General features: G+C 68.1%; 19 protein-coding genes, 1 other RNA gene and 1 riboswitch. Of the genes, 11 read left to right on the top strand and 9 right to left on the bottom strand.

Going from position 1 to position 20,883, the window contains the following annotated elements:
* The first annotated feature begins 202 nt into the window (after positions 1-202).
* The 3 genes from KHC23_RS07505 to KHC23_RS07495 all read left to right on the top strand — a co-directional run bounded on the left by KHC23_RS07505 (position 203) and on the right by KHC23_RS07495 (position 3,475).
* Positions 203-1,411 carry an aspartate aminotransferase family protein gene (locus KHC23_RS07505; protein ID WP_213371051.1) on the top strand — a complete coding sequence of 403 codons (1,209 nt, stop codon included), beginning with the start codon at positions 203-205 and terminating at the stop codon, positions 1,409-1,411.
* Positions 1,408-2,355 carry an ornithine carbamoyltransferase gene (argF, locus tag KHC23_RS07500; protein WP_213371048.1) on the top strand — a complete coding sequence of 316 codons (948 nt, stop codon included), beginning with the start codon at positions 1,408-1,410 and terminating at the stop codon, positions 2,353-2,355. Before KHC23_RS07505 ends, argF begins: the two co-directional genes overlap by 4 nt.
* An 82-nt stretch (positions 2,356-2,437) precedes the next feature.
* Positions 2,438-3,475, top strand: coding sequence for an Hsp33 family molecular chaperone (locus KHC23_RS07495; RefSeq protein WP_213371046.1), 1,038 nt, complete (start codon positions 2,438-2,440; stop codon positions 3,473-3,475).
* Positions 3,476-3,513: 38 nt separating this feature from the next.
* Here the strand turns inward: KHC23_RS07495 and KHC23_RS07490 are convergent, their stop codons facing one another.
* From KHC23_RS07490 to KHC23_RS07470, 5 genes are all read right to left on the bottom strand, one after another.
* Complete coding sequence (locus KHC23_RS07490) at positions 3,514-4,437, bottom strand: outer membrane protein (RefSeq protein ID WP_213371044.1); 924 nt, start codon at positions 4,435-4,437, stop codon at positions 3,514-3,516.
* Positions 4,438-4,711: 274 nt separating this feature from the next.
* Positions 4,712-5,875, bottom strand: coding sequence for an acetylornithine deacetylase (gene argE / locus KHC23_RS07485; RefSeq protein WP_213371042.1), 1,164 nt, complete (start codon positions 5,873-5,875; stop codon positions 4,712-4,714).
* 170 nt (positions 5,876-6,045) lie between these two features.
* Positions 6,046-7,497 (bottom strand): TrkH family potassium uptake protein, encoded by a 1,452-nt coding sequence (locus KHC23_RS07480; protein ID WP_213371040.1) that lies wholly within the window; start codon positions 7,495-7,497, stop codon positions 6,046-6,048.
* Positions 7,498-7,607: 110 nt separating this feature from the next.
* Complete coding sequence (gene apaG, locus KHC23_RS07475; protein ID WP_213371038.1) at positions 7,608-8,000, bottom strand: Co2+/Mg2+ efflux protein ApaG; 393 nt, start codon at positions 7,998-8,000, stop codon at positions 7,608-7,610.
* Positions 8,001-8,134: 134 nt separating this feature from the next.
* Positions 8,135-9,358 carry an O-succinylhomoserine sulfhydrylase gene (locus KHC23_RS07470; RefSeq protein ID WP_213371036.1) on the bottom strand — a complete coding sequence of 408 codons (1,224 nt, stop codon included), beginning with the start codon at positions 9,356-9,358 and terminating at the stop codon, positions 8,135-8,137.
* Positions 9,359-9,401: 43 nt separating this feature from the next.
* Positions 9,402-9,482: riboswitch (SAM riboswitch) on the bottom strand.
* A gap of 124 nt (positions 9,483-9,606) precedes the next feature.
* On the opposite strand from KHC23_RS07470, the gene KHC23_RS07465 reads away from it, so the two are divergent.
* On the top strand, positions 9,607-10,740 hold the full coding sequence (locus KHC23_RS07465) for a 2'-deoxycytidine 5'-triphosphate deaminase (protein WP_213371034.1): 1,134 nt from the start codon (positions 9,607-9,609) through the stop codon (positions 10,738-10,740).
* 140 nt (positions 10,741-10,880) lie between these two features.
* On the opposite strand, the gene nudC is transcribed toward KHC23_RS07465, so the two are convergent.
* The gene (gene nudC, locus KHC23_RS07460; protein WP_213371032.1) at positions 10,881-11,882 is read right to left on the bottom strand and encodes an NAD(+) diphosphatase; all 1,002 of its coding nucleotides are present in this window, start codon (positions 11,880-11,882) and stop codon (positions 10,881-10,883) included.
* Positions 11,879-12,301, bottom strand: a complete 423-nt coding sequence (locus tag KHC23_RS07455; protein WP_213371030.1) for an HIT domain-containing protein — start codon at positions 12,299-12,301, stop codon at positions 11,879-11,881. The genes nudC and KHC23_RS07455 overlap by 4 nt, the downstream gene beginning before the upstream one ends.
* Before the next feature lie 183 nt (positions 12,302-12,484).
* On the opposite strand from KHC23_RS07455, the gene KHC23_RS07450 reads away from it, so the two are divergent.
* Genes KHC23_RS07450 through ampC form a run of 3 tightly spaced genes read left to right on the top strand, consistent with a single transcriptional unit; the run spans position 12,485 to position 15,848 of the window.
* Entirely contained in the window at positions 12,485-13,687 is a 1,203-nt protein-coding gene (locus tag KHC23_RS07450) for an MFS transporter (protein ID WP_213371028.1), read from the top strand.
* Between the two features lie 14 nt (positions 13,688-13,701).
* On the top strand, positions 13,702-14,655 hold the full coding sequence (gene pip / locus KHC23_RS07445) for a prolyl aminopeptidase (RefSeq protein ID WP_213371026.1): 954 nt from the start codon (positions 13,702-13,704) through the stop codon (positions 14,653-14,655).
* Between the two features lie 29 nt (positions 14,656-14,684).
* Positions 14,685-15,848 carry a class C beta-lactamase gene (ampC, locus tag KHC23_RS07440; RefSeq protein WP_213371024.1) on the top strand — a complete coding sequence of 388 codons (1,164 nt, stop codon included), beginning with the start codon at positions 14,685-14,687 and terminating at the stop codon, positions 15,846-15,848.
* 12 nt (positions 15,849-15,860) lie between these two features.
* On the opposite strand, the gene KHC23_RS07435 is transcribed toward ampC, so the two are convergent.
* Both KHC23_RS07435 and KHC23_RS07430 read right to left on the bottom strand, forming a co-directional pair.
* Positions 15,861-16,739, bottom strand: coding sequence for a glycosyltransferase family 2 protein (locus tag KHC23_RS07435; protein WP_213371022.1), 879 nt, complete (start codon positions 16,737-16,739; stop codon positions 15,861-15,863).
* A 55-nt stretch (positions 16,740-16,794) separates the two neighbouring features.
* The gene (locus KHC23_RS07430) at positions 16,795-17,538 is read right to left on the bottom strand and encodes a hypothetical protein (RefSeq protein WP_213371020.1); all 744 of its coding nucleotides are present in this window, start codon (positions 17,536-17,538) and stop codon (positions 16,795-16,797) included.
* 485 nt (positions 17,539-18,023) lie between these two features.
* Here KHC23_RS07430 and ffs point away from each other — a divergent pair.
* From ffs to KHC23_RS07410, 4 genes are all read left to right on the top strand, one after another.
* Positions 18,024-18,122: signal recognition particle sRNA small type (gene ffs, locus KHC23_RS07425), an RNA gene on the top strand.
* A 44-nt stretch (positions 18,123-18,166) separates the two neighbouring features.
* Positions 18,167-18,418 (top strand): toxin-antitoxin system YwqK family antitoxin, encoded by a 252-nt coding sequence (locus tag KHC23_RS07420; protein WP_213371017.1) that lies wholly within the window; start codon positions 18,167-18,169, stop codon positions 18,416-18,418.
* Between the two features lie 85 nt (positions 18,419-18,503).
* Positions 18,504-20,498, top strand: coding sequence for a DNA polymerase III subunit gamma/tau (locus tag KHC23_RS07415; protein WP_213371016.1), 1,995 nt, complete (start codon positions 18,504-18,506; stop codon positions 20,496-20,498).
* Positions 20,499-20,512: 14 nt separating this feature from the next.
* Positions 20,513-20,833 (top strand): YbaB/EbfC family nucleoid-associated protein, encoded by a 321-nt coding sequence (locus KHC23_RS07410; RefSeq protein ID WP_213371014.1) that lies wholly within the window; start codon positions 20,513-20,515, stop codon positions 20,831-20,833.
* Positions 20,834-20,883 lie beyond the last annotated feature (50 nt).

Genomic DNA, 20,883 nt, shown 5'->3' with positions numbered 1-20,883 from the left:
GGCCGGCGCCGCGCAGGGCGGCCGCGCCACCCGCCGGCCCCGGCGCCCTGTCGCGGCGGCCGGCACGCCAATATTGACCGCCGGCCGCCAATCGATAGAATTGCCACCATCGGGTGCCGCCCCCGCAAGGGCGGCACGCTTCGTTTTGGGGCAGGCGTAAACCAGTCGGGTACGCCTCAAGCTTGAGAGAGGGAGGGGCGCGGTGATCACCCCCATCCTGCCGACCTATAATCGTGTCGACCTGGTCTTCGAGCGGGGCGAAGGCGCCTGGCTGTTCACCCGCGACGGCGAGCGATATCTCGACTTCACCGCCGGCATCGCGGTGAATGTGCTCGGCCATGCCCATCCCCATCTCGTCGCGGCGCTGACCGAGCAGGCCGGCAAGCTCTGGCACCTGTCCAACCTGTTCCGCATCGAGGGCGGCGAGCGTCTTGCGGCCCGGCTCGTCGCGGCGACCTTCGCCGACACCATGTTCTTCACCAATTCCGGCGCGGAAGCGCTGGAGTGCGCCATCAAGATGGCCCGCAAATACCATTCGGTGAATGGCCAGCCCGGACGCGCCCGCATCATCACCTTCGAGGGCGCCTTCCACGGCCGCACGCTGGCGACCATCGCCGCCGGCGGCAACCCGAAATATCTGGAGGGCTTCGGCCCGGCCATGCCCGGCTTCGACCAGGTGCCGTTCGGCGACCTCGACGCGGTGAAGGCGGCCATCACCCCCGAGACCGGCGCCATCCTCATCGAGCCGGTGCAGGGCGAGGGCGGCGTGCGCGCGGCGCCGTGGGCCTTCCTGCGCGAATTGCGGGCGCTGTGCGACCAGCACGGCCTGCTGCTCATCCTCGACGAGGTGCAGTGCGGCGTCGGACGCACCGGCAGGTTCTTCGCCCATGAATGGGCCGGCATCACCCCGGACATCATGGCGGTGGCCAAGGGCATTGGCGGCGGCTTCCCGGTCGGCGCCTGCCTCGCCACCGAAGAGGCGGCTAAGGGCATGACGGCGGGCACCCATGGCTCGACCTATGGCGGCAACCCGCTCGCCATGAGCGTCGCCAATGCCGTGCTCGACGTGGTGCTGGCCGACGGCTTCATGGACCAGGTGCTCGCCACCTCCACGCGCCTGCGCCAGCGCCTCGCCGAATTGCGCGACCGCCGCCCGGCGGTGATCGCCGAGGTGCGCGGCGAGGGCCTGCTGCTCGGCCTGCGCACCGTGGTGCCGAACACCGACCTCATCGTCGCCATGCGGGCCGAGGGCATGCTCGCCCCGTCAGCGGCGGAGAACGTCGTGCGCCTGCTGCCGCCGCTCACCATCGGCGAGGCGGAAATCGACGCGGCGTTCGACAGGCTCGATGCCGCCTGCGCGCGGATCGAGGCGGGGCTGAAGGCCGACACCGCGAAGGGAGCGGCGGCATGAACGCGATCAACGGGGCGCATGGCGGCGCGGTGAAGCATTTCCTCGATCTCGACCAGCTCCCCTCGGGCGAGCTGCGCGCGGTGATGGAGCTGTCCAAGGACCTCAAGAGCCGCCGCCGCGAAGTGGCGCTGGAAAAACCCTTCGCCGGCAAAGTTCTGGCCATGGTGTTCGACCAGCCCTCCACCCGTACCCGCATCTCGTTCGATGTCGCGATGCGCCAGCTCGGCGGCGAGACCATCATGCTGACCGGGGCCGAGATGCAGCTCGGGCGCGGCGAGACCATCGCCGACACCGCCCGGGTGCTCTCGCGCTATGTCGACGCGATCATGATCCGCATCCTCGACCACGCCGCGCTGGCCGAGCTGGCAGCCCACGCCACCGTGCCGGTCATCAACGGCCTGACGCGCGACTCCCACCCCTGCCAGGTCATGGCCGACGTGCTCACCTTCGAGGAGCATCGCGGGCCGATCGCGGGCCGCACGGTGGCCTGGACCGGCGACGCCAACAACGTGCTGGTGTCCTGGGTGCACGCCGCCCAGCGCTTCGATTTCGCCCTCAACGTCGCCACCCCGCCCGAACTCGCGCCGCGCCCGGCGCTGGTCGACTGGGTGCGCAGGAGCGGCGCCAAGGTGACCTTCGGCCACGAGGCCGAGGCGGCGGTCGAGGGCGCGGACTGCGTCGTCACCGACACCTGGGTGTCGATGGGCGACGCCGAGGCCGAGCGCCGGCACAACCTGCTCAAGCCCTATCAGGTCAATGGCGCGCTGATGCGCCGGGCGGCCCGCGACGCGCTGTTCATGCACTGCCTGCCGGCCCATCGCGGCGAGGAAGTCACCGACGAGGTGATGGACGGCCCGCAATCGGTGGTTTTCGACGAGGCGGAGAACCGGCTGCACGCGCAGAAGGGCATCCTCGCCTGGTGCCTGGAAGGCGCCGGCGGCTGAGACCATCCCGGGGGCGGCCATGCGCGGCAGCCATGCGCGGCCCTCGCAGAGTTCCCTTCGGGCTCCTATATGGGCGGGCGACATGACAACACATTCCCACTCCCCCTCCCCTTCGCCCGACGCCCGCGCGCCCGATCCGCGCGCGGTGGACGACCGCATCACCCCCTTCCACATTGACGGTCTCGATGTGCGCGGGCGCGTCGTGCGCCTCGGCGCCAGCCTCGACGCCGTGCTGGCCCATCACGACTACCCCCCGGCGGTGAAGCGCCTGCTCGGCGAGGCGGTCGCGCTCACCGTGCTGCTCGGCTCGACGCTGAAGATCGAGGGCCGCTTCATCCTGCAGACCCGCACCGACGGCCCGGTCGACCTGCTGGTGGTGGATTTTTCCGCCCCGCAGGACGTGCGCGCCTATGCCCGCTTCGATGCGGAGCGGCTCGACGCCATGCGGGGCGCCCTGCCCGCCGGCGCCGGCTTCGACAGCGGTGCCCTGCTCGGGCACGGCCATCTCGCCATGACCATCGATCAGGGGCTCAGCGTCAACCGCTATCAGGGCGTCGTCGCGCTGGAAGGCGGCGGGCTGGAAGCGGCCGCGCACCAGTATTTCACCCAGTCCGAGCAGATCCCGACACGGGTGCGGCTCGCCGTGGCGGAAGAGATGCGTCCGGGCGGCGCCCCCTCCTCCTGGCGCGCCGGCGGGCTGATGGTGCAGTTCCTGCCCACCGAGGGCGGCCGGGTGCGCCCGGTGGACCTGCCGCCGGGCGACGCGCCGGAAGGCACCGAGATCCCCGAGGCGCAGGAGGACGATGCCTGGGTCGAGACGCTGTCGCTGATGGGCACGTTGGAGGATGTGGAACTCGTCGACGCCGAGCTTTCCAGCGAGCGGCTGCTGTTCCGGCTGTTCCACGAGCGCGGCGTGCGGGTGTTCGACGCCGGCAGCGTGGTCGCCAAATGCTCCTGCTCGCGCGACCGGGTGATGAACGTGCTCGCCAGCTTCACCCGGGAAGAGCGCACCAGCCTGGTCGAGGACGGCAAGATCGCCGTCACCTGCGAGTTCTGCGGCCGCACCTACGATTTCAAGGCCGAGGAGATCGTGGACGTGGACACAGACGGCGAGGCGTGATTGCGCCCGGCGGGGGTACTCCGCCGGGCCGCGCCGCTTCAGAACGCGCGATTGATTGAGATCGCCACGGCCTGCGTCGTCAGGCTGCCGGAATAGTTGCCGCTCAGGATCCCCACATCGTCATAGCCGTCGGTGGAGCTGGAGAACGGGGTCGAGAACGAGCCGCTGTAATCCGCCGTTCGGGCGTAGGTGTAGTTGACGTCGACGAACCATTGCGGCGTGAAGAAATAGGTCAGGCCGACCGTGACCGCCCCGCCGAACACCCATTCCTCGCTCGAAAAGTTGCTCGGCGCGCCCGTCACGTCCACATGCTGGCCGTTGATCTCGGCGAAGCCGATCACGCCATCAAGGTTCGACTCCACCCGCGACACGGTCGGGCCGGCACCGGCATAGACGAACATCTTCTCGTAGGAGCGCCCGATGAACGGCACGAAGCTGATCTGGTGGGTGATCCGCGTCTCATAGGAATGCACCACGACATTGCCGCCGAAGCTGGTGGACGGGTCATCGGTCAGATTCTCATACCCGCCGGATTGCGGCACGGGAAGATTCGCGACACTCGAACTGGCGTCCAGATAGCCGTAGGTGAACTTCGCGCCCCACAACCAGTCGCTGCCGTCAAAGTGCCGGAAGCCGCCGAACTGCACGATCGGCGCCAGTCGCCCATCGCTGCCGAAGCCGGGATCGGTGGACCCCCCGGCCGCGCCCACGGCGACGGGAACGCCTCCCTGCGAGATTTCCGAGACGCCCTGCGCGTAGAGATAAGGATCGTTGAAGCTGGTCGAGCCGAAGCCCCCGCCCACGCCCAGGAACAGCGCCTCGAACGGCACGGTGGAAGCACTCGCCGGCGCTTTCGTGACCAAGGCCGCCGATTCCGGGCTCGCAGTGTCTGCGGCTACGACCGGGGCTGTGAGGCCGACGAGAGCCGCGAGAACCCCCGCAGCAGCGGGAAGGGTCTTCATGTCGCCGTCTCCTTGAGCCCGTGGCCCCTGTCGTAAAGACGCACTCAGTCAGCGGCGCGCCCGCGCCATCGCCCCGGCCACATGACGCACGGGCGCGAAGGGAGGCGGGCGAATCGGTTGTCGAATGGATTTGCGCAACGATAGGCGCACGCAACCAGAGCACGCGCAAGCGGCGCCTAGGGTCTTTTCGCGGCACGCCCGTTCAGCAGGAACACTGGATTATTGTTCTGACGCATCTTTCGCGCGAACTGGACCCACTTCGCTCGAAAATGCCCTACCCCGCGCACTCCGCGATCAGGCCCTTGAGGAAGCGCTCGCACGCCCTCAGCTGGCTGACCTCGATATATTCGTCCGGCTTGTGCGCCTGGTCGATCGAGCCCGGGCCGCAGATGATGGTGGGGATGCCCTGCGCCTGGAAATGCCCGCCCTCGGTGCCATAGGCCACCGTATAGGTGCGGTTCTGGCCGGCGAGGCGCAGCGCCAGCGTTTCCGCCTCCGATCCCGTCTGCGGGCTGAGCGGGGGCACCTTGTAGACGAAGTCGGTGGTGATCGCCGCCTCCGGTGCGGTCTCGCGCAGCCGGGGCAGCACGTTCGCGCGGCCGAAGCGCTCCAGCCGGTCCAGCAGCACGGTCTCGTCGAGGCCGGGCAGGCCGCGCACGTTCCAGCGGATGGCGCATTCGCGCGGCACGATGTTGCCGGCGGTGCCGCCATTCACCACCGTCACCTGCAGCGTGGTGTTGGGCGGGTCGAAGCGGCCGGAGGGATCGCCGGCCGCGACCAGCTCGGCGCGCATGCGGTCGAGTTCGCCGATCAGTTCGGCGGCGGCGAAGATGGCGTTGGCGCCGAGCTGCGGCATCGAGGAGTGCGCCTCGCGCCCGGTCACCGTGGTGACATAGGCGATGCCGGATTTGTGGGCGTCCACCACCCGCATCGAGGTCGGCTCGCCGACGATGCAGGCGCGGGGCAAGGGCAGGTCGTCCCCCAGCCGGCGCACCGCCGGCACCACGCCGGTGCAGCCGATCTCCTCGTCATAGGACACCAGCAGGTGGATCGGCGTCGCCAGCTTCGCCGCCAGCATCTGCGGCACCTGCGCGAGGCAGCAGGCCAGAAACCCCTTCATGTCGCAGGCGCCGCGGCCATAGAGCCGGTCGTCCTTCGGCGTCAGCGTGAAGGGGTCGGTGCTCCAGGGCTGGCCGTCCACCGGCACCACGTCGGAATGGCCGGAGAGACATACCCCGCCGACGCCCGCCGGGCCTATGGTGGCGAACAGGCTGGCCTTGTCGCCGGCCGCGCTCGGCACCAGCGTGCTCTCGATGCCGAAGGCGCCGAGATAGTCGCGCACGAAGGCGATGAGGTCGAGATTGGAGTTGCGGCTCGTCGTGTCGAAGGCGACCAGATAGGCCAGCAGTTCCTCGGTCGTCGTACGTGCGGCCAGCATCTGGAATCCCCGTCGCGAAAAGAGCTTCACCATAACGGGTTATGCTGCAGCGCCCAACTAGAGCCCTTTCCGATCGGGGGGAATCACCGATCGATCAGAAAGTGCTCTGCAATCAATAAGCTGGAGCATTTTCGCGTCGCGAAAGTCTGTCAACTTTCGTGGAAAATGCTCTAGCGCCGCCAGAAACTCGGCAGCAGGAGCACGAGAACGGTGAACAGTTCCAGCCGGCCGACCAGCATGGCGAAGGACAGCAGCCAGATCACGCTGTCGGGCAGGCCGCCGAAGTTCTGCGCCGGGCCGACCACCGGGCCGAGGCCCGGCCCCACATTCGCCAGCGCGGTGATCGCGGCGGAAAACGAGGTGATGAGGTCGAAGCCCAGCAGGTTGATGGCGATGCCGATCAGCATGAAGCTGGCGAGATAAAGGAAGGCGAAGGACAGCACCGAGGCCACCACATCGTCGCCGATCGGCTTGCCGCCATAGAGCACCGGGAACACGCCGTGGGGATAGATGACGCGCTTGAGATGCTGCATCAGCGACGAGCCGAGAATGGCGATACGAAAACTCTTCATGCCGCCCGCCGTCGAGCCGGTGCAGGCGCCGAGAAACATCACCACGAAAAAGAGCGCCTCGGTCGGCGTGCCCCAATTGGTGTAGTCCGCCGCCACGAAGCCGGTGGTGGACATCAGCGACACCACGGTGAACAGGGCGAGCCGCAGCGCCGTCTCGCCCGCGTTTATCCCCCCGCTCACCTGCTGGAAGGTCGAGATGACGGCGAACAGCGCCACCAGCGCCAGGAACAGCCGCACCTCCGGATTGGCGAACAGCCGGCTGAAATCGCCCGCCAGCACCCGGACATAGAGCACGAAGGGCAGCGAGCCGGAGAGCATGAAGAAGATCGCCGCATACTCGATGGCGGGGCTGTCGAAATAGCCGATCGAGGCGTCGTGGGTGGAGAAGCCGCCGGTCGAGATGGTCGCCATGGCGTGGGCGACGGCGTCGAACACGCTCATGCCGCAGAAGGCATAGGTGAGCGCGCAGGCGAAGGTCAGGAACAGGTAGCTGGCGAGAATGCCCTTGGCCATCTGCGCCGCGCGCGGCAGCAGCTTTTCCGATTTGTCGGAGGATTCGGCGCGGAACAGCTGCATGCCGCCGATCCGCATCATCGGCAGCAGCGCCATCGCCATGACGATGATGCCGATGCCGCCATACCAGTGCAGGAAGGCGCGCCAGATCAGCAGGCCGGGCGGGCGATGGTCGAGGCCGGAGATCACCGTCGCGCCGGTCGTGGTCAGCCCGGACATCGCCTCGAAATAGGCGTCGGCCAGCGACAGGTCGGTCTCCGCCCACATGAACGGGATCGCCGCGAAGGCCGAGAGCAGCACCCAGCTCGCCGTCGTCAGCACGAAGGCCTGCCGCAGCGACAGCTTTTCCACCTCGCTCGACCGCCCGGCCAGCCACAGCGACAGGCCGACGAAGACGGTGATGACGGCGGAGGCGGCATAGACGAGGAAATCGCCGCGGCCGGCGACGAAGTCGACCAGCGCCGGAATCATCATCGTTGTGCCGAGAACGGCGAGCAGGACGCCGAGAATGGCGGCGATCGGGCGAAAGTCGATCACGGGATCAGAAGACCGTTCGGCGCGGCGGGAAGCTCACGGCGTGGAAGCTGCCGCCACCATAGCTGCTTCGCCGGGACGCCGAAAGCGCCCTTGGCATCGCGCGGGCAGGCTCAGTTCAGCGTGCGCGCCTCGCCCGGCACATCGAGCGAGAACGCCGGCACCTCGGCCTCGAAGGCCTCGCCGCCCTGAGTCACCAGACCGTAGCTGCCTTCCATGATGCCGGTCGAGGTCGGCAGCGGCACGCCGCTGGTATATTCGAAATGCGCCCCCGGCGGCAGCACCGGCTGCTCGCCGACCACGCCGGCCCCGCGCACCTCCTGCACCCGGCCGAGCGCGTCGGTGATCACCCAGCGGCGCGATTTGAGCTGCACCGTATCGACGCCGAGATTCACGATCTCGACCGTGTAGGCCCAGAAATACTGGCTGCGCTCGGGGTCGGAGCGTTCAGGCGCGAAGCGGGGCGTCACCGTCACCTGCACGCCTTTCGTCGTCGCCCGATACATGCCGGCTCTCCTGCCGCCTCCCGAATCGCCCAAGCGTCACTCCTCGCAAGTCCCCCCAATGAAAGGCTTCCGGCCCGCGAGGGCAAGGCGGGGGCGGGTCACGCCTGCGTTTTTCGTGGCCGCCCGCTACCGTCTCACACCGCCTTGAGGGCGCGGGCGATGTCGTCGGTGAGGTCGTCGACATGCTCCAGCCCGACCGAGAGCCGCACCATGCCCTCGAAAATGCCCATCTCCGCCCGCGCCTCGGGCGAGAAGCGCTGGTGCGTCGTGGTCGCGGGATGAGTGACCAGGCTCTTGGCGTCGCCCAGATTGTTGGAGATGCGCACCACCTTGAGCTGGTTGAGGAAGCGGAACGCCCCCGCCTTGCCGCCCTCGACCTCGAAGGTCACCAGCGTGCCGCCGCCCCGCATCTGGCGCTTCGCCAGCTCATACTGGGGATGGTCCTCGCGCCAGGGGTAGAGCACCCGGGTGATGCCGCCCAGCCCCGCGAGCCGGTCGGCCAGCGTCGCCGCGCTGGTCTGCGACCGCTCGACCCGCAGCGGCAGCGTCTCCAGCCCCTTCAGCATCACCCAGGCGTTGAACGGCGACACCGACGGGCCGGTCTGGCGCAGGAAGGTCTGGAGATGGTCGTCGAGGAACTTCTCCGCGCACAGCACCACGCCGGCGAGGCAGCGACCCTGCCCGTCAATATGCTTGGTGGCGGAATACACCACCACATCCGCGCCCAGCGCCAGCGGGCTCTGCAGCATCGGGGTGGCGAACACATTGTCGACGATCAGGCAGGCGCCCGCCGCCTTGGAAATCGCCGCCACCGCCGCGATGTCGACCAGTTCCAGCGTCGGGTTGGTCGGGCTCTCCAGAAAGAACACCCGGGTTTGCGGCCGCACCGCCGCCTTCCACGCAGCAAGGTCGGTGCCATCGACCAGCGTCGTGGCGATGCCGAAGCGCGGCAGCAATTCCTCGATCACATAGCGGCAGGAGCCGAACAGCGCGCGGGCCGCCACCACATGGTCGCCGGTCTTGAGCTGGCAGAGCAGCGAGGCCGTGACCGCCGCCATGCCCGAGGCGGTGGCGCGCGCCACCTCCGCCCCTTCCAGCAGCGCGAGGCGGGCCTCGAACATCGCCGCCGTCGGGTTGGAATAGCGGGTGTAGATGAAGCCCGGGTCCTCGCCCTTGAAGCGGGCCTCGGCCTGCTCGGCGCTCTCATAGACATAGCCCTGGGTGAGGTAGAGCGCCTCGGACGTCTCGCCGAAGGGCGAGCGCAGGATGCCGCCCTGCACGAGGCGCGTCTCCGGCCTGAGTTCGGCGATCTCGGCGGGGGAAAGCTTGACGGGCGGAAGGCTGGGTGTCTCGGTCATCTGCGGCTCCGGTATCTCGCATCAACCGGGGTCGCCCGCGCTCTCTCGCGCGGCCCCGGCCTGTTTAGCAACCTTGTTTAGCGTGGCGGCAAGCCGGCCGGCTCAAATGACCACGTTCGATGCGTTCGCTTACTCCCGCGCCGGGCTTTCCGTCAAGCAGCTTGGCGTCAGGGGGCGTGTCCGCTAAAGCCAACGGCACGGTTGAACCAGCGATCATCAGCGGAGCGACGCGCGTGGCCGAGAGCGGCATGACAGTTTCGGGCACGGCGACCTCCGGGCTGGCCGGCGAAGGCATCCTGCCCGCCCGCGCCATCGAGGCGCTGGCCAGCGCCGGCGCCATCCGCACCGCCCGCCCGTTCGATGCCGACCAGGTGCAGCCGGCCAGCCTCGATCTGCGCCTCGGCCCGGTCGCCTGGCGCATCCGCGCCAGCTTCCTGCCCGGCCCCGGCGAGACGGTGGCCGAGCGCCTCACACGGCTCGGCCTGCACAAGCTCGACCTCACCGGCGGCGAGGTGCTGGAGACCGGCTGCGTCTATCTGGTCGAGCTGGAGGAGGCGCTGGCGCTGCCCGCCGACATCGCCGCCTCGGCCAACCCGAAAAGCTCCACCGGCCGGCTCGACGTGTTCACCCGCGTCATCGCCGACCGCTCGCGCGCCTTCGACATCGTGCCCGCCGGCTATGCGGGCAGGCTCTATCTGGAGATCAGCCCGCGCACCTTCCCCATTCTGGTGCGGCAGGGCTCGCGGCTGTCGCAGATCCGCTTCCGGCGCGGCGACGCGCGGCTGGACGAGGCCGGCATCGCCGCGCTCAACGCCGCCGAGCGGCTGGTCGACAGCCCGCATGCCGATGTCGCCGGCGGCGGCATCGCGGTGAGCGTCGATCTTTCCGGCGAGGGCTTCGGCGGGCTGCTCGGCTTCCGCGCCAAGCGCCATACCGGGGTGATCGACGTCGACCGCCGCGCCGCCTGCGAGGTCGAGGATTTCTGGGAGCCGCTGGTGACGCGCGGCCGCCGCGAGCTGGTGCTGGACCCCGACGCCTTCTACATCCTCGCCTCCAAGGAAGCGGTGCATGTGCCGCCCAGCCACGCGGCGGAGATGGTGCCGTTCGACCCGCTGGTCGGCGAGTTCCGCGTGCATTACGCCGGCTTCTTCGATCCCGGCTTCGGCCATGACGCGGCCGGGGGAACCGGGGCGCGGGCGGTGCTGGAAGTGCGTTCGCGCGAGGTGCCGTTCATCCTGGAAGACGGCCAGATCGTCGGCCGCCTGGTCTATGAGCGCATGCTGGAGCGCCCGGCGACGCTCTATGGCGAGGGCCTCGGCTCCAACTACCAGGCGCAGGGGCTGAAGCTCTCCAAGCATTTCAAGGCCTGGACGCGGGAGTGACGGGGCACACGGGCCGGACGATACACCCTCATCCTGAGGTGCGAGCGCAGCGAGCCTCGAAGGATGGGGTTCGGGGCGACACTCCCGCGCCATCCTTCGAGGCCCGGCCGATGGCCGGGCACCTCAGGACGACGTTGCCCTCACCCCGCCGGCGGGTCGCGCCCTTCCACGAACGCCCGCAGCAGGTGATGCGCGATCGCCATGCGCGGCGGCGCCATCAGCCCTTCCGGGTGGGTGCGGGTGAGCAGCAGGCGTGCCTCGTCGCGGTGGAACCAGCGCGCGCCCTCCAGTTCGTTCGGGTCGATCACGATCTCGCGTGAGGCCGCCCGCGCGTGGAAGCCGGTCATGACCGACATCGGGAACGGCCAGGGTTGCGAGCAGAGATAGCGCACCGCGCCGGTGGCGATGCCGGCCTCTTCCATGGTCTCGCGCCGCACCGCGTCCTCGAAGGTCTCGCCCGGCTCGACGAAGCCGGCGAGGCAGGACCACATGCCCGGCGCGAAGCGGGCCGAGCGGCCGAGCAGGCACTCGTCGCCGGCGACGGTGAGCATGATCACCACCGGGTCGGTACGCGGAAAATGCTGCGCGCCGCAATTGGGGCATTCGCGCCGCCAGCCGGCCTCCGCCGGCACCAGCCGCTCGCCGCAATTGGAGCAGAAGGTCCGGCGCGCGTGCCAGGCCAGCATCGCCTTGGCGGTGGCGAGCTGGCCGATCTCCTCCACGCTCACCAGTTCACGCACCGCGATGGCGCGCAGGTCGATGACGAGGAGGTCCGGCCGCGCCTCCGGTCGCTCGGTGAGCGCGCCCAGCGCGGCGGCGGGAAGCGGCAGCACGAGGTGCGGCACCTCGCCGTCGAGGCCGAGCAGGCACGCCTCGCCGAGCCGCCCGCCCAGCGCCACCGCCTCGGCGAGAGGAAACAGCGCGGCGCAGGAGCCCGGTCCGTCCTCCAGCCCGGCAATGAAGCCCGGTCGGCGCCGCAGCACCACGCTCTCGCCCGAGATCAGGCAGGCGCGCGCGCGCGGATCGGCGAGAAAGCTCTCCATCTCGCCACGCCGCAGGCCGGCCCGGTCGAGCCGCGAGCCGGTGTAGCCGAGATGCGGCCACAGCCCCAGGGTCGCGTCGGTCGAGGCGAGGTCGCTCATGCCGCCAGCGCCCCGCGCAGCCGGCCCGCCAGCAGCATGGCCTGCGGCGCGCCATAGCTCTGGCGCTCGCCGCCGGCGCCCCACACCGCGCCGGGCCAGGCGGCATCGCCCTCGAAGCGGGCGATAACGTGGACATGCAGCTGGCGCACCATATTGCCGAGCGCGGCGACGTTGAGCTTGTCGCAATCGGTCAGCGATCTCAGCGCCCGGCTCACCGCGTCGATCTCGCCGGTCAGGACGGCGCGGTCGGCCGGGTCGAGGTCGATCAGTTCGGCAAGGCCGGGGCGGCGCGGCACCAGTATGACCCAGGGAAAGCGGGAATCGTCCATCAGCCGCAGCGTGGCCAGCTTCAGTTCGGCCACCGGGAAACTGTCCGTTTCCAGCCGCGGGTCGAGGACAAAGATCGAGGCATCGCTCATCGTCGCAGCAGCTCCCTCGCCCGGCCGGATCGCGGGCGCGGTGAAGCTATAGCCCCGCCGGGCACGGCTTTCCATCGCCCTGAAGGCGGGTGGGCGGGCGGGGCTGCCCCCCGCGCTCCGCATTTGTCGGGCGCGGCGCTTTGTCCTACTGATGGCGCGCCGCTCCCGCCGAAGTACAGTGCCATGACCCTGAACGTGCCCGCCGATTCCCTTCGCCGTACCGCCATGCCGGTGCTGGTCGCGCTCAGCGCGGCGCATTTCCTCAATGACATGATCCAGTCGCTGATCCCGGCGATCTACCCGCTGATCAAGGACGCCTACGCGCTTGATTTCGGCCAGATCGGCGTCATCACCCTGACCTTCCAGATCTCCGCCTCGCTGCTCCAGCCGCTGATCGGCCTGACCACCGACCGTCACCCGCTGCCCTATTCCACCGTCGCCGGCATGGCGTTCACCCTCGTCGGCCTCATCGGCCTCGCCCACGCCGGCACCTACCCCTTGCTCCTGCTCGCCGCCGCCCTCGTGGGCATCGGCTCGTCGATCTTCCATCCCGAGGCCACGCGCATGGCGCGCAAGGCCTCCGGCGGGCGGCACGGCTTCGCGCAAGGGCTGTTCCAGGTCGGCGGGCAGGCCGGCGGCGCCATCGGCCCTCTTCTCGCCGCCTTCATCATCGTCCCCAACGGCCAGTCCAGCCTCGCCTGGTTCTGCGCCGCCGCGCTCATAGCCATGCCGCTGCTGGTATGGACCGCGCGCCACGGCGCGCTCGCCGTGCCGGTCCGCCGGCCCGGGCATGCGGGCGAGGCGGACGTGGCGCACAAGCCGTTCCGCGAGGTCGCCTTCCCGCTGGCGATCCTGATCGTGCTGCTGTGCTCGAAGACCGCCTATACCGCGAGCTTCACCTCGTTCTACACCTTCTATCTGATCGAGCGTTTCGGCGTGTCGGTGCAGGCCTCGCAGCTCATGCTGTTCCTGTTCCTCGTCTCCTCGGCGGCGGGGGTGCTGTTCGGCGGCATGCTCGGCGACCGCATCGGGCGCAACAAGATCATCTGGTTCTCGATCCTCGGCGCGCTGCCGTTCACGCTGGCGCTGCCCTATGCTGGCCTGTTCTCGACCGGCGTTCTCACCGTCCTCATCAACCTCATCATGTCGAGCGCCTTCGCCGCCATCCTGGTCTATGCCATCGAGCTGATGCCGCACCGCATCGGCCTCGTCGGCGGCTTCTTCTACGGGCTGGTGTTCGGCCTCGGCGGGCTGGCGGCGGCGGCGCTCGGCCTGTTCGCCGACCGCTACGGCATCGACGCGGTTTATCAGGTCTGCGCCTTGCTGCCGGCCTTCGGCCTGCTCGCCTTCCTGCTGCCCAGCCTGCGCGGGGCGCGGGTTTCGTAAGGAGCGACCTTTTCATGAGCGAACTGCGCAGCCTCTACCCGCCGGTCGAACCGTTCGAAACCGGGATGCTCGATGTCGGCAACGGCCATTCCATCTATTGGGAGCGCGTCGGCACACAGGGCGGCAAGCCCGCCGTGTTCCTGCATGGCGGGCCGGGCGGGGGCATCTCGCCCACGCATCGCTCGCTGTTCGATCCCTCGCGCTACGAGGTGATCCTGTTCGACCAGCGCGGCTGCGGCCGCTCCACCCCCCATGCCGGGCTGGAGCACAACACGACGTGGGACCTCGTCGCCGATATCGAGCGGCTGCGCGCGGCCTTCGGCTTCGACAAATGGCAGGTGTTCGGCGGTTCCTGGGGCTCGACGCTGGCGCTGGCCTATGCGCAGACCCACCCCAGCCGGGTGAGCGAACTCATCCTGCGCGGCGTCTACACCCTCACCCGGGCCGAACTCGACTGGTACTACCGCTTCGGCGTCTCGGAGATGTTCCCCGACAAATGGGAGCGGTTTCTCGGCCCGCTGAAGACCGAGGCCGAGCGCGCCGACCCGATCCGCGCCTATCGCGCCCTGCTCACCGGCACGGACGAGGAGGCGAAGATCGCAGCGGCGAAGGCCTGGGCGATCTGGGAGGGTGAGACCATCACCCTGCTGCCGGACCCCGCCTTCTCGGCGCCGTTCCGCGACGGCCATTACGCGCTCGCCTTCGCCCGCATCGAGAACCACTATTTCGTCCATAACGCCTGGCTGCGCGAGCGCCAGCTGCTCGACGACGCCCACAGGCTCAAGGGCATTCCCGGTGTCATCGTGCATGGGCGCTACGACATGCCTTGTCCGGCGCGCTACGCGTGGGAACTGTCCAAGATCTGGACCGACGCCGAGTTGCACCTGATCGAGGGCGCCGGCCACGCCTGGTCCGAGCCCGGCATTCTCGACCGCCTGATCCGCGCGACGGACACATTCGCCGGCTAGAGAAAGCCGTCCGCGCCAAGGAGCCCGCCATGACCATGCTGTCCCGCCGCGCCCTGCTCGCCTCCGCTTTGCTGCCGCTCGGCGTGGCGGCGCTGCCGGCCCGTGCCCAGACCCCGCCCGACTTCGGCAAGGTCGCGCCGCCCATCTTCAGCGCGCTCGCCAAGGCCAACGACATTCCCGGCCTCGTGGTCGGCATCACCCGCAACGGCCAGCACGAAATTCTCGCCATCGGCCGCACCGCCCGCAAGGGCGGACGGCCGGTGGATGGCGACACGCTGTTCGAGCTCGGCTCGGTGAGCAAGACCTTCAACGTGGCGCTGGCGGCGCTGGCGGCCGAGCGCGGCCGGCTCGACCTCGATGCGCCGCTGGAAAAGGTAGCCCAGCGGCTCACCGGCACCGCCTTCGGCGCGCTCACCCCCATTGACCTCGCCACCCATGCCACCGGCGGCATGCCGCTGCAGCTTCCCGACAGCATCCGCAACGAGAAGGAACTGGTCGCGTGGCTGGCCGCCTGGAAGCCCGCCGCGCCGCCGGCGACGCGGCGGGCCTATTCCAATATCAGCATCGGCGTGCTCGGCCTCGTCACCGCCACCGCGCTCGACATCGGCTTCACCCGCGCGGCGCAGCGCGACCTGTTCCCGCGGCTCGGGCTGAAGAGCACCTATATCGACGTGCCCGAGGACGCCATGGCGCGCTACGCCATGGGCTACACCAAGGCGAACAAGCCTACCCGCGTGAATCCGGGCCTTCTGGCGCCGGAAGCCTATGGGGTGAAGTCCACCGCGCTCGACATGCTCACCTTCCTCGATGCCAATATGGGCGTGGGCGATGTGGCGCCGGACATGGCGCGGGCGCTGGCCCGCACCCATACCGGCTATTTCGAAACCGCCAGCTATGTGCAGGAGATGGTGTGGGAGCGATACCCCTGGCCGGTACCGCTCGACCGGCTGCTGAAGGGAAATTCGCTCGACATGGCGATCAAGCCCCAGCCCATCACCCGGCTCGACCCGCCCTCGCCGCCGGTGCCGGCCAGCTACATCAACAAGACCGGCTCGACCAACGGCTTCGGCAGCTATGTGGTGATGCTGCCGGCGGAAAAGCTCGGAATCGTTGTGCTCGCCAACCGCAACTATCCCAATGAGGAGCGGGTGAAGGCAGCCTACGCGCTGGTGGAAGCGTTGACGGGGAGGTAAATTTCGGCGGCCTCAGGGCGCTGTCGGCTCGCAATCCGGCAGCCGCGGCTGGGGACGAAGCGCGCGCCGCACCGCCGCCACGGCCTCCTTCAGCCCATTTATCGGGCTCAGCCAGATGACCTGGGCCACAGCGACGGCCAGCGGGAGGGGCGTTCGAAGGGCGCTTCGCGACATGCAGTTGCGAAAGAAATAATGCTGCTGGTCCGCCGCCGGCACATGCCCCTTGATCAGCTTGAACCACTGTACCGTTGCCAGATATCCATTTTTCTGCATGCTGACCCGCCCAGGGATATCATACATCACGTATTCCGACAGCGCTTCGTGCTGATAGCGAAGGGGAACTCCAGCCTGCTGCAGTCTCAACACAAAATCCCAGTCTTGGTGCCGCTTCAGTCCCTCCCTGAATCGGATCCGCTTCGCAAGCGTCGCCGGAACAATGAGGGTTGATGTCTGGAGCGCGCCGCCCCCGCGCAACAGGAATGAGCTTAGCGAGTTGTCGGGATCCGGCGGTGTCCGGTTGCAAAGCTTCTTCGTCCCGTTCCACACCAGCATGCAGTTGGACGCGAAAAAGCACCCGGAGCGATCGCCCTCGACATCAAGCTGCGTTTCCAGTTTAGCGGGATACCACACGTCGTCCGCATCGATGAAGGCAATCAGTTCTCCGCACGCCGCATCTATGCCGGTGTTGCGCGCGGCCGATCCTCCGCTGTTTTTTGAATGATCGATGACCCGTATTGTTTCGTGAAGTTCGGCGAGCGCCGATATTTCGGCTCGACGATCGCCGCTGTCATTGACAATGAGGATTTCGAACGCCGGCCACGTCTGGTCCAGCACGCTTTGCAAAGAGGCGCGCACAATTTGTACCGGCTCGCGGTAAACGGTCACTACCACCGAAACGGCTGGCTTTCCGGTAAGTTTATTCACTGTCCACCCGATGGCTTACCAATCAAATAAATTGAAGATGCTTATATTTCTGAGTCATAATTATGAATTGAAATGAATACCCGAATATACATTTTATAAAAAACTCAACTTTATTTTCTCGAAGCATATCGAGCACCTCACTGATCGTTTCTTGCTCACCCGAACGCTCTGCATCGTCGAAAATGACGACGAACTCCCGCCCGACCATCCGCTCGATTATCGGACCTGCACCCCAGCGTGAATAGCGCGCGGTTCCGATCGGCCCGTCAACAATCAAAACGTCAGCGTCAAACGAGTCCAGGGCCGCACTTGGATATCCTTTAGCGATCTGTCCGCGAAATGAGATGTCCTCAAGCTCATGGCACCTTGTCTCATGGCGCACACGCGCACTGACAAAGCCATTCCAGGCTGGGTCATGTTCGACGGTGAGAGCGGAGAACGTTTCCACATCCCGCAGACTGTCCAGAAAAAGCGACGACTGGCCAGCGCCTAGCTCCGCTATCCGATCCGGCCGCCCTTCACGCACAACACGGTAAATCACATACAGAAGACTGTAATTAGCCGCCGCCGAAACAGCAAATGGAATGTACTTGAAACTATGAAAATTAAAAATATGATGAACAATATTCTGATAGTATATCTCTCTTTGAATTTTCGCCCCTGTTAAATTTGCTATTTTAAATTTCAACTTTGATGAATAGCCAATAAAATCTCGAATACTTGAGATTGAACGCGCGTCAAGGCCGTTCGTTTGAATGTGCGCCACTGGATCGCATTTCCTTCAAGAAAGGCCCGCAGCAGGCCACCGTCACACCAGAAAAATGCCATAGATAACCGCCTCTTTCCAGCTTCTCATTTAGGACATTTGATCCGCGCGGGGGCTCCTCACATCCTTTTGCCACCGAACTGCCAAGCCAGATTAAGGACTCCCTGGACACCAGTAGGAAAAGCTCGAACGCCGGAGCCGTATGTTCACCGTCGCCTGGAGTCTCACCGGCGTGCCGGCGCCGAGGACGGCGAAGCGATCCGAAGCGCCCGGCTCTGCTTCGAGCCGGGGAGGTTGATCGCAGTGAAGACAACGGGCATGGCGACGCCGTCGAGCAACGGACAGGCACGCCCAGCGCGGGCATGGATGGTTGGGCGGAGGACGCCACGGATCTGCGCGCGCGGACGGCGCCGCCCCGGCGGCGCTTATCCCCGCCGCGAATCCGTGCCCTTGCATCCCCCGCCCATCTGTCCGATATAGGCGGCGGGAGGTTGGCGGTGGACGAGCCACTCGCCAACCGGGTCAGGTCCGGAAGGAAGCAGCCCCAACGAGCCCGGTCTCGGGTCTCTGACCAGCCTCCCACCCTACTGCCATGCCGTTTGACGCATCATCTGGGCGCGCTGCCGACATGACATCGAAGACGCCGCCGGCCGAAGCGCCGGCCAGCCTTCCCTTCGAGAAGCACCACCGGGACGGCAGCCTCTGGGCGCGCGGGCAGACGTGCGACGGCGAGCCGACCGGCTATTGGGAATGGTTCCGCCGCGACGGCACGCGCCTGCGCTCGGGCATGTTCGACCAGGGGCGGCAGGTTGGCGAGTGGACCACCTATGACAGCGAGGGAAAGGTCTACAAGGTCACGCGGATGAAGCCGTCGCCCTGATCGACCTTTCGCCGTCCCCGCCTTTTTAAGCCGCCCGTCATCGCGGCGTTGCCCCATTGCCCGCGCGCGATGCTATGAAGGGCCCATGAGCGCCGACACCCCCGACACGCCCGACCTGACGCCCATGACCGATGAGGGCCCCGCCCTCGATCTCGGCCCGGTTCCGTCCGTGCCGGCGGCCGCGCCTTCCGCCGTCACCCCCTATCGCGTGCTCGCCCGCAAATACCGCCCGCAGACCTTCGCCGACCTGATCGGCCAGGAGGCGATGGTCCGCACGCTGAGCAATGCCTTCACCTCGGGCCGCATCGCGCAGGCCTATATCCTCACCGGCGTGCGCGGGGTGGGCAAGACCACCACCGCCCGCATCCTCGCCCGCGCGCTCAATTACGAGCCCGCCGACGGCCCGGTCGGAGGCGGCGCGCCGACGCTGGACATGCCCGGGCTCGGCCGCCACTGCCGCGACATCATCGAGAGCCGGCATGTCGACGTGCAGGAGATGGACGCCGCCTCCAACACCGGCATCGGCGATATCAGGGAGATCATCGAGGCGGCGCGCTACAAGCCGGTGCTGGCGCGCTACAAGGTGTTCATCATCGACGAAGTGCACATGCTCTCCACGGCCGCCTTCAACGGCCTGCTGAAGACGCTGGAAGAGCCGCCCGAGCATGTGAAGTTCATCTTCGCCACCACCGAGATCCGCAAGGTGCCGGTCACGGTGCTCTCGCGCACCCAGCGCTTCGACCTGCGCCGGGTCGAGGCCGGCACGCTGGCGCGCCACCTCCACGGCATCTGCACGGCGGAGGGCGTGAACATCGACGCCGAGGCGCTGAGCCTGATCGCCCGCGCGGCGGAAGGGTCGGTGCGCGACGCGCTGTCGCTGCTCGACCAGGCGATCGCGCATTCGGGCGGGCAAACGGCCGCCGACGCCTCCGGCGGCATGGTGCATGGCGAACAGGTGCGCGCGCTGCTCGGCCTCGCCGATCGCGGCCGCGTCATCGACCTGTTCGAGGCGCTGATGAAGGGCGACATCGCCCAGGCGCTGACCGAACTGCGCGAGCAATATGATTCCGGCGCCGACCCGGCGGTGGTGATCGCCGACCTCGCCGAATTCACCCATCTCGTCACCCGCATGAAGATCCTGCCCGAGACCGGCGACGACGCCGCGCTGGTCGAGGCCGAGCGCACGCGCGGGCGCGACTTCGCGCGCGGCCTGTCGATGCGCGTGCTCGCGCGCGCCTGGCAGATGCTGACCAAGGGGCTCGCCGAGGTGCAGCAGGCCGCCAAGCCGATGCAGGCGGCGGAAATGGTGCTGGTGCGCCTCGCCTATGCCAGCGACCTGCCGACCCCGGACGAAGCGCTGCGCCGGCTGCTCGACCTCGCGCCCGACGCGCCGGCCGGCCAGCACGCCGGCGGCGCGCCGATGAGCGGGAGTTCGGGAGGCGGCTCGGGCGGGGGTTCGGCGATGGCCGCGACCGCCCCGCGCAGCTATGCCGCGCCGGCCGCCGCGCCTTCGGCCGCGCCCAGCGCGGCGAGTCATCTCTCCGTCGCCGCCCGCAGCGCCCCGCGCCCCGCCGGCCCCTCAGTCGCGCCGGCCCCCGCCGTGGCGGCGGGCGTGGCGGTGGCGACCTATGAGGATCTGGTCGCCCTCGCCGCCTCGAAGCGCGACCTCCGGCTCAAATTCGCTCTGGAGAACAATATCCGCCTGGTCTCCTTCGAGGACGGCCAGATGGAGGTGGCGCTCGCCCCCGGCGGCGCGCCGAACCTGATCCAGGAGATTCAGTCCAAGCTCTCGGAATGGACCGGCCGGCGCTGGCTGGTGGCGCTCTCGCGCGAGGAAGGCGAGCCGACGCTCGCCGACAAGGCCGCCGCCCAGCGCGACGCGATGATGACCGGCGTGCGCGCCGACCCCTTGGTGGCGGCGGCGCTGGCGCGCTTTCCCGGCGCCTCGATCGTCGACGTGCGCACCCTCACCACCGAGGAGCCCGCCGGCGGCTTCACCGCCGATGCCGACATGACCGACGCCGATCTGATGGCCGCCCGCGACGACGGGCCGGGCGCGGACGACGACCTCGAATTCTGACACAGGAGTCCCGGATGAAAGACCTTCTCGGCATCATGTCCAAGGTGAAGGAGATGCAGTCCAAGATGGAGCAACTCCAGGCGGAGCTGGAGACCGTCGAGGTCGAGGGAGCGGCCGGCGGCGGCATGGTCACGGTACGCCTCTCCGCCAAGGGCGCGCTGAAGGCGATCCGCATCGACCCCAGCCTGCTCAACCCGGAAGAGGCGGAAATCCTGGAGGACCTGGTCGTCGCCGCCCACGCGGAAGCCCGCGCCAAGGGCGAGCGCATCGTGCAGGAAAAGACCCAGACCATCACCGCCGGCCTGCCGATCCCGCCGGGCATGAAGCTGTTCTGAGAGACGGGCGCCGAGCGCCGCGCGGCCTCCACGCGCGTCATCCCGGCGCC

This window comes from Ancylobacter dichloromethanicus (assembly GCF_018390645.1).
Taxonomy (GTDB): Bacteria; Pseudomonadota; Alphaproteobacteria; order Rhizobiales; family Xanthobacteraceae; genus Ancylobacter; species Ancylobacter dichloromethanicus.
The sequence above is the reverse complement of the archived record's forward strand: the minus strand, read 5'-3'. Positions and strand labels throughout refer to the sequence as shown.

Coding starts and splice junctions, on each gene's coding strand:
- argF (WP_213371048.1), top strand. CDS start 1,408: ATGAACGCGATCAACGGGGCGCATGGCGGCGCGGTGAAGCATTTCCTC.
- KHC23_RS07495 (WP_213371046.1), top strand. CDS start 2,438: ATGACAACACATTCCCACTCCCCCTCCCCTTCGCCCGACGCCCGCGCG.
- KHC23_RS07490 (WP_213371044.1), bottom strand. CDS start 4,437: ATGAAGACCCTTCCCGCTGCTGCGGGGGTTCTCGCGGCTCTCGTCGGC.
- argE (WP_213371042.1), bottom strand. CDS start 5,875: ATGCTGGCCGCACGTACGACGACCGAGGAACTGCTGGCCTATCTGGTC.
- apaG (WP_213371038.1), bottom strand. CDS start 8,000: ATGTATCGGGCGACGACGAAAGGCGTGCAGGTGACGGTGACGCCCCGC.
- KHC23_RS07470 (WP_213371036.1), bottom strand. CDS start 9,358: ATGACCGAGACACCCAGCCTTCCGCCCGTCAAGCTTTCCCCCGCCGAG.
- KHC23_RS07465 (WP_213371034.1), top strand. CDS start 9,607: ATGACAGTTTCGGGCACGGCGACCTCCGGGCTGGCCGGCGAAGGCATC.
- nudC (WP_213371032.1), bottom strand. CDS start 11,882: ATGAGCGACCTCGCCTCGACCGACGCGACCCTGGGGCTGTGGCCGCAT.
- KHC23_RS07455 (WP_213371030.1), bottom strand. CDS start 12,301: ATGAGCGATGCCTCGATCTTTGTCCTCGACCCGCGGCTGGAAACGGAC.
- KHC23_RS07450 (WP_213371028.1), top strand. CDS start 12,485: ATGACCCTGAACGTGCCCGCCGATTCCCTTCGCCGTACCGCCATGCCG.
- pip (WP_213371026.1), top strand. CDS start 13,702: ATGAGCGAACTGCGCAGCCTCTACCCGCCGGTCGAACCGTTCGAAACC.
- ampC (WP_213371024.1), top strand. CDS start 14,685: ATGACCATGCTGTCCCGCCGCGCCCTGCTCGCCTCCGCTTTGCTGCCG.
- KHC23_RS07420 (WP_213371017.1), top strand. CDS start 18,167: ATGACATCGAAGACGCCGCCGGCCGAAGCGCCGGCCAGCCTTCCCTTC.
- KHC23_RS07415 (WP_213371016.1), top strand. CDS start 18,504: ATGAGCGCCGACACCCCCGACACGCCCGACCTGACGCCCATGACCGAT.
- KHC23_RS07410 (WP_213371014.1), top strand. CDS start 20,513: ATGAAAGACCTTCTCGGCATCATGTCCAAGGTGAAGGAGATGCAGTCC.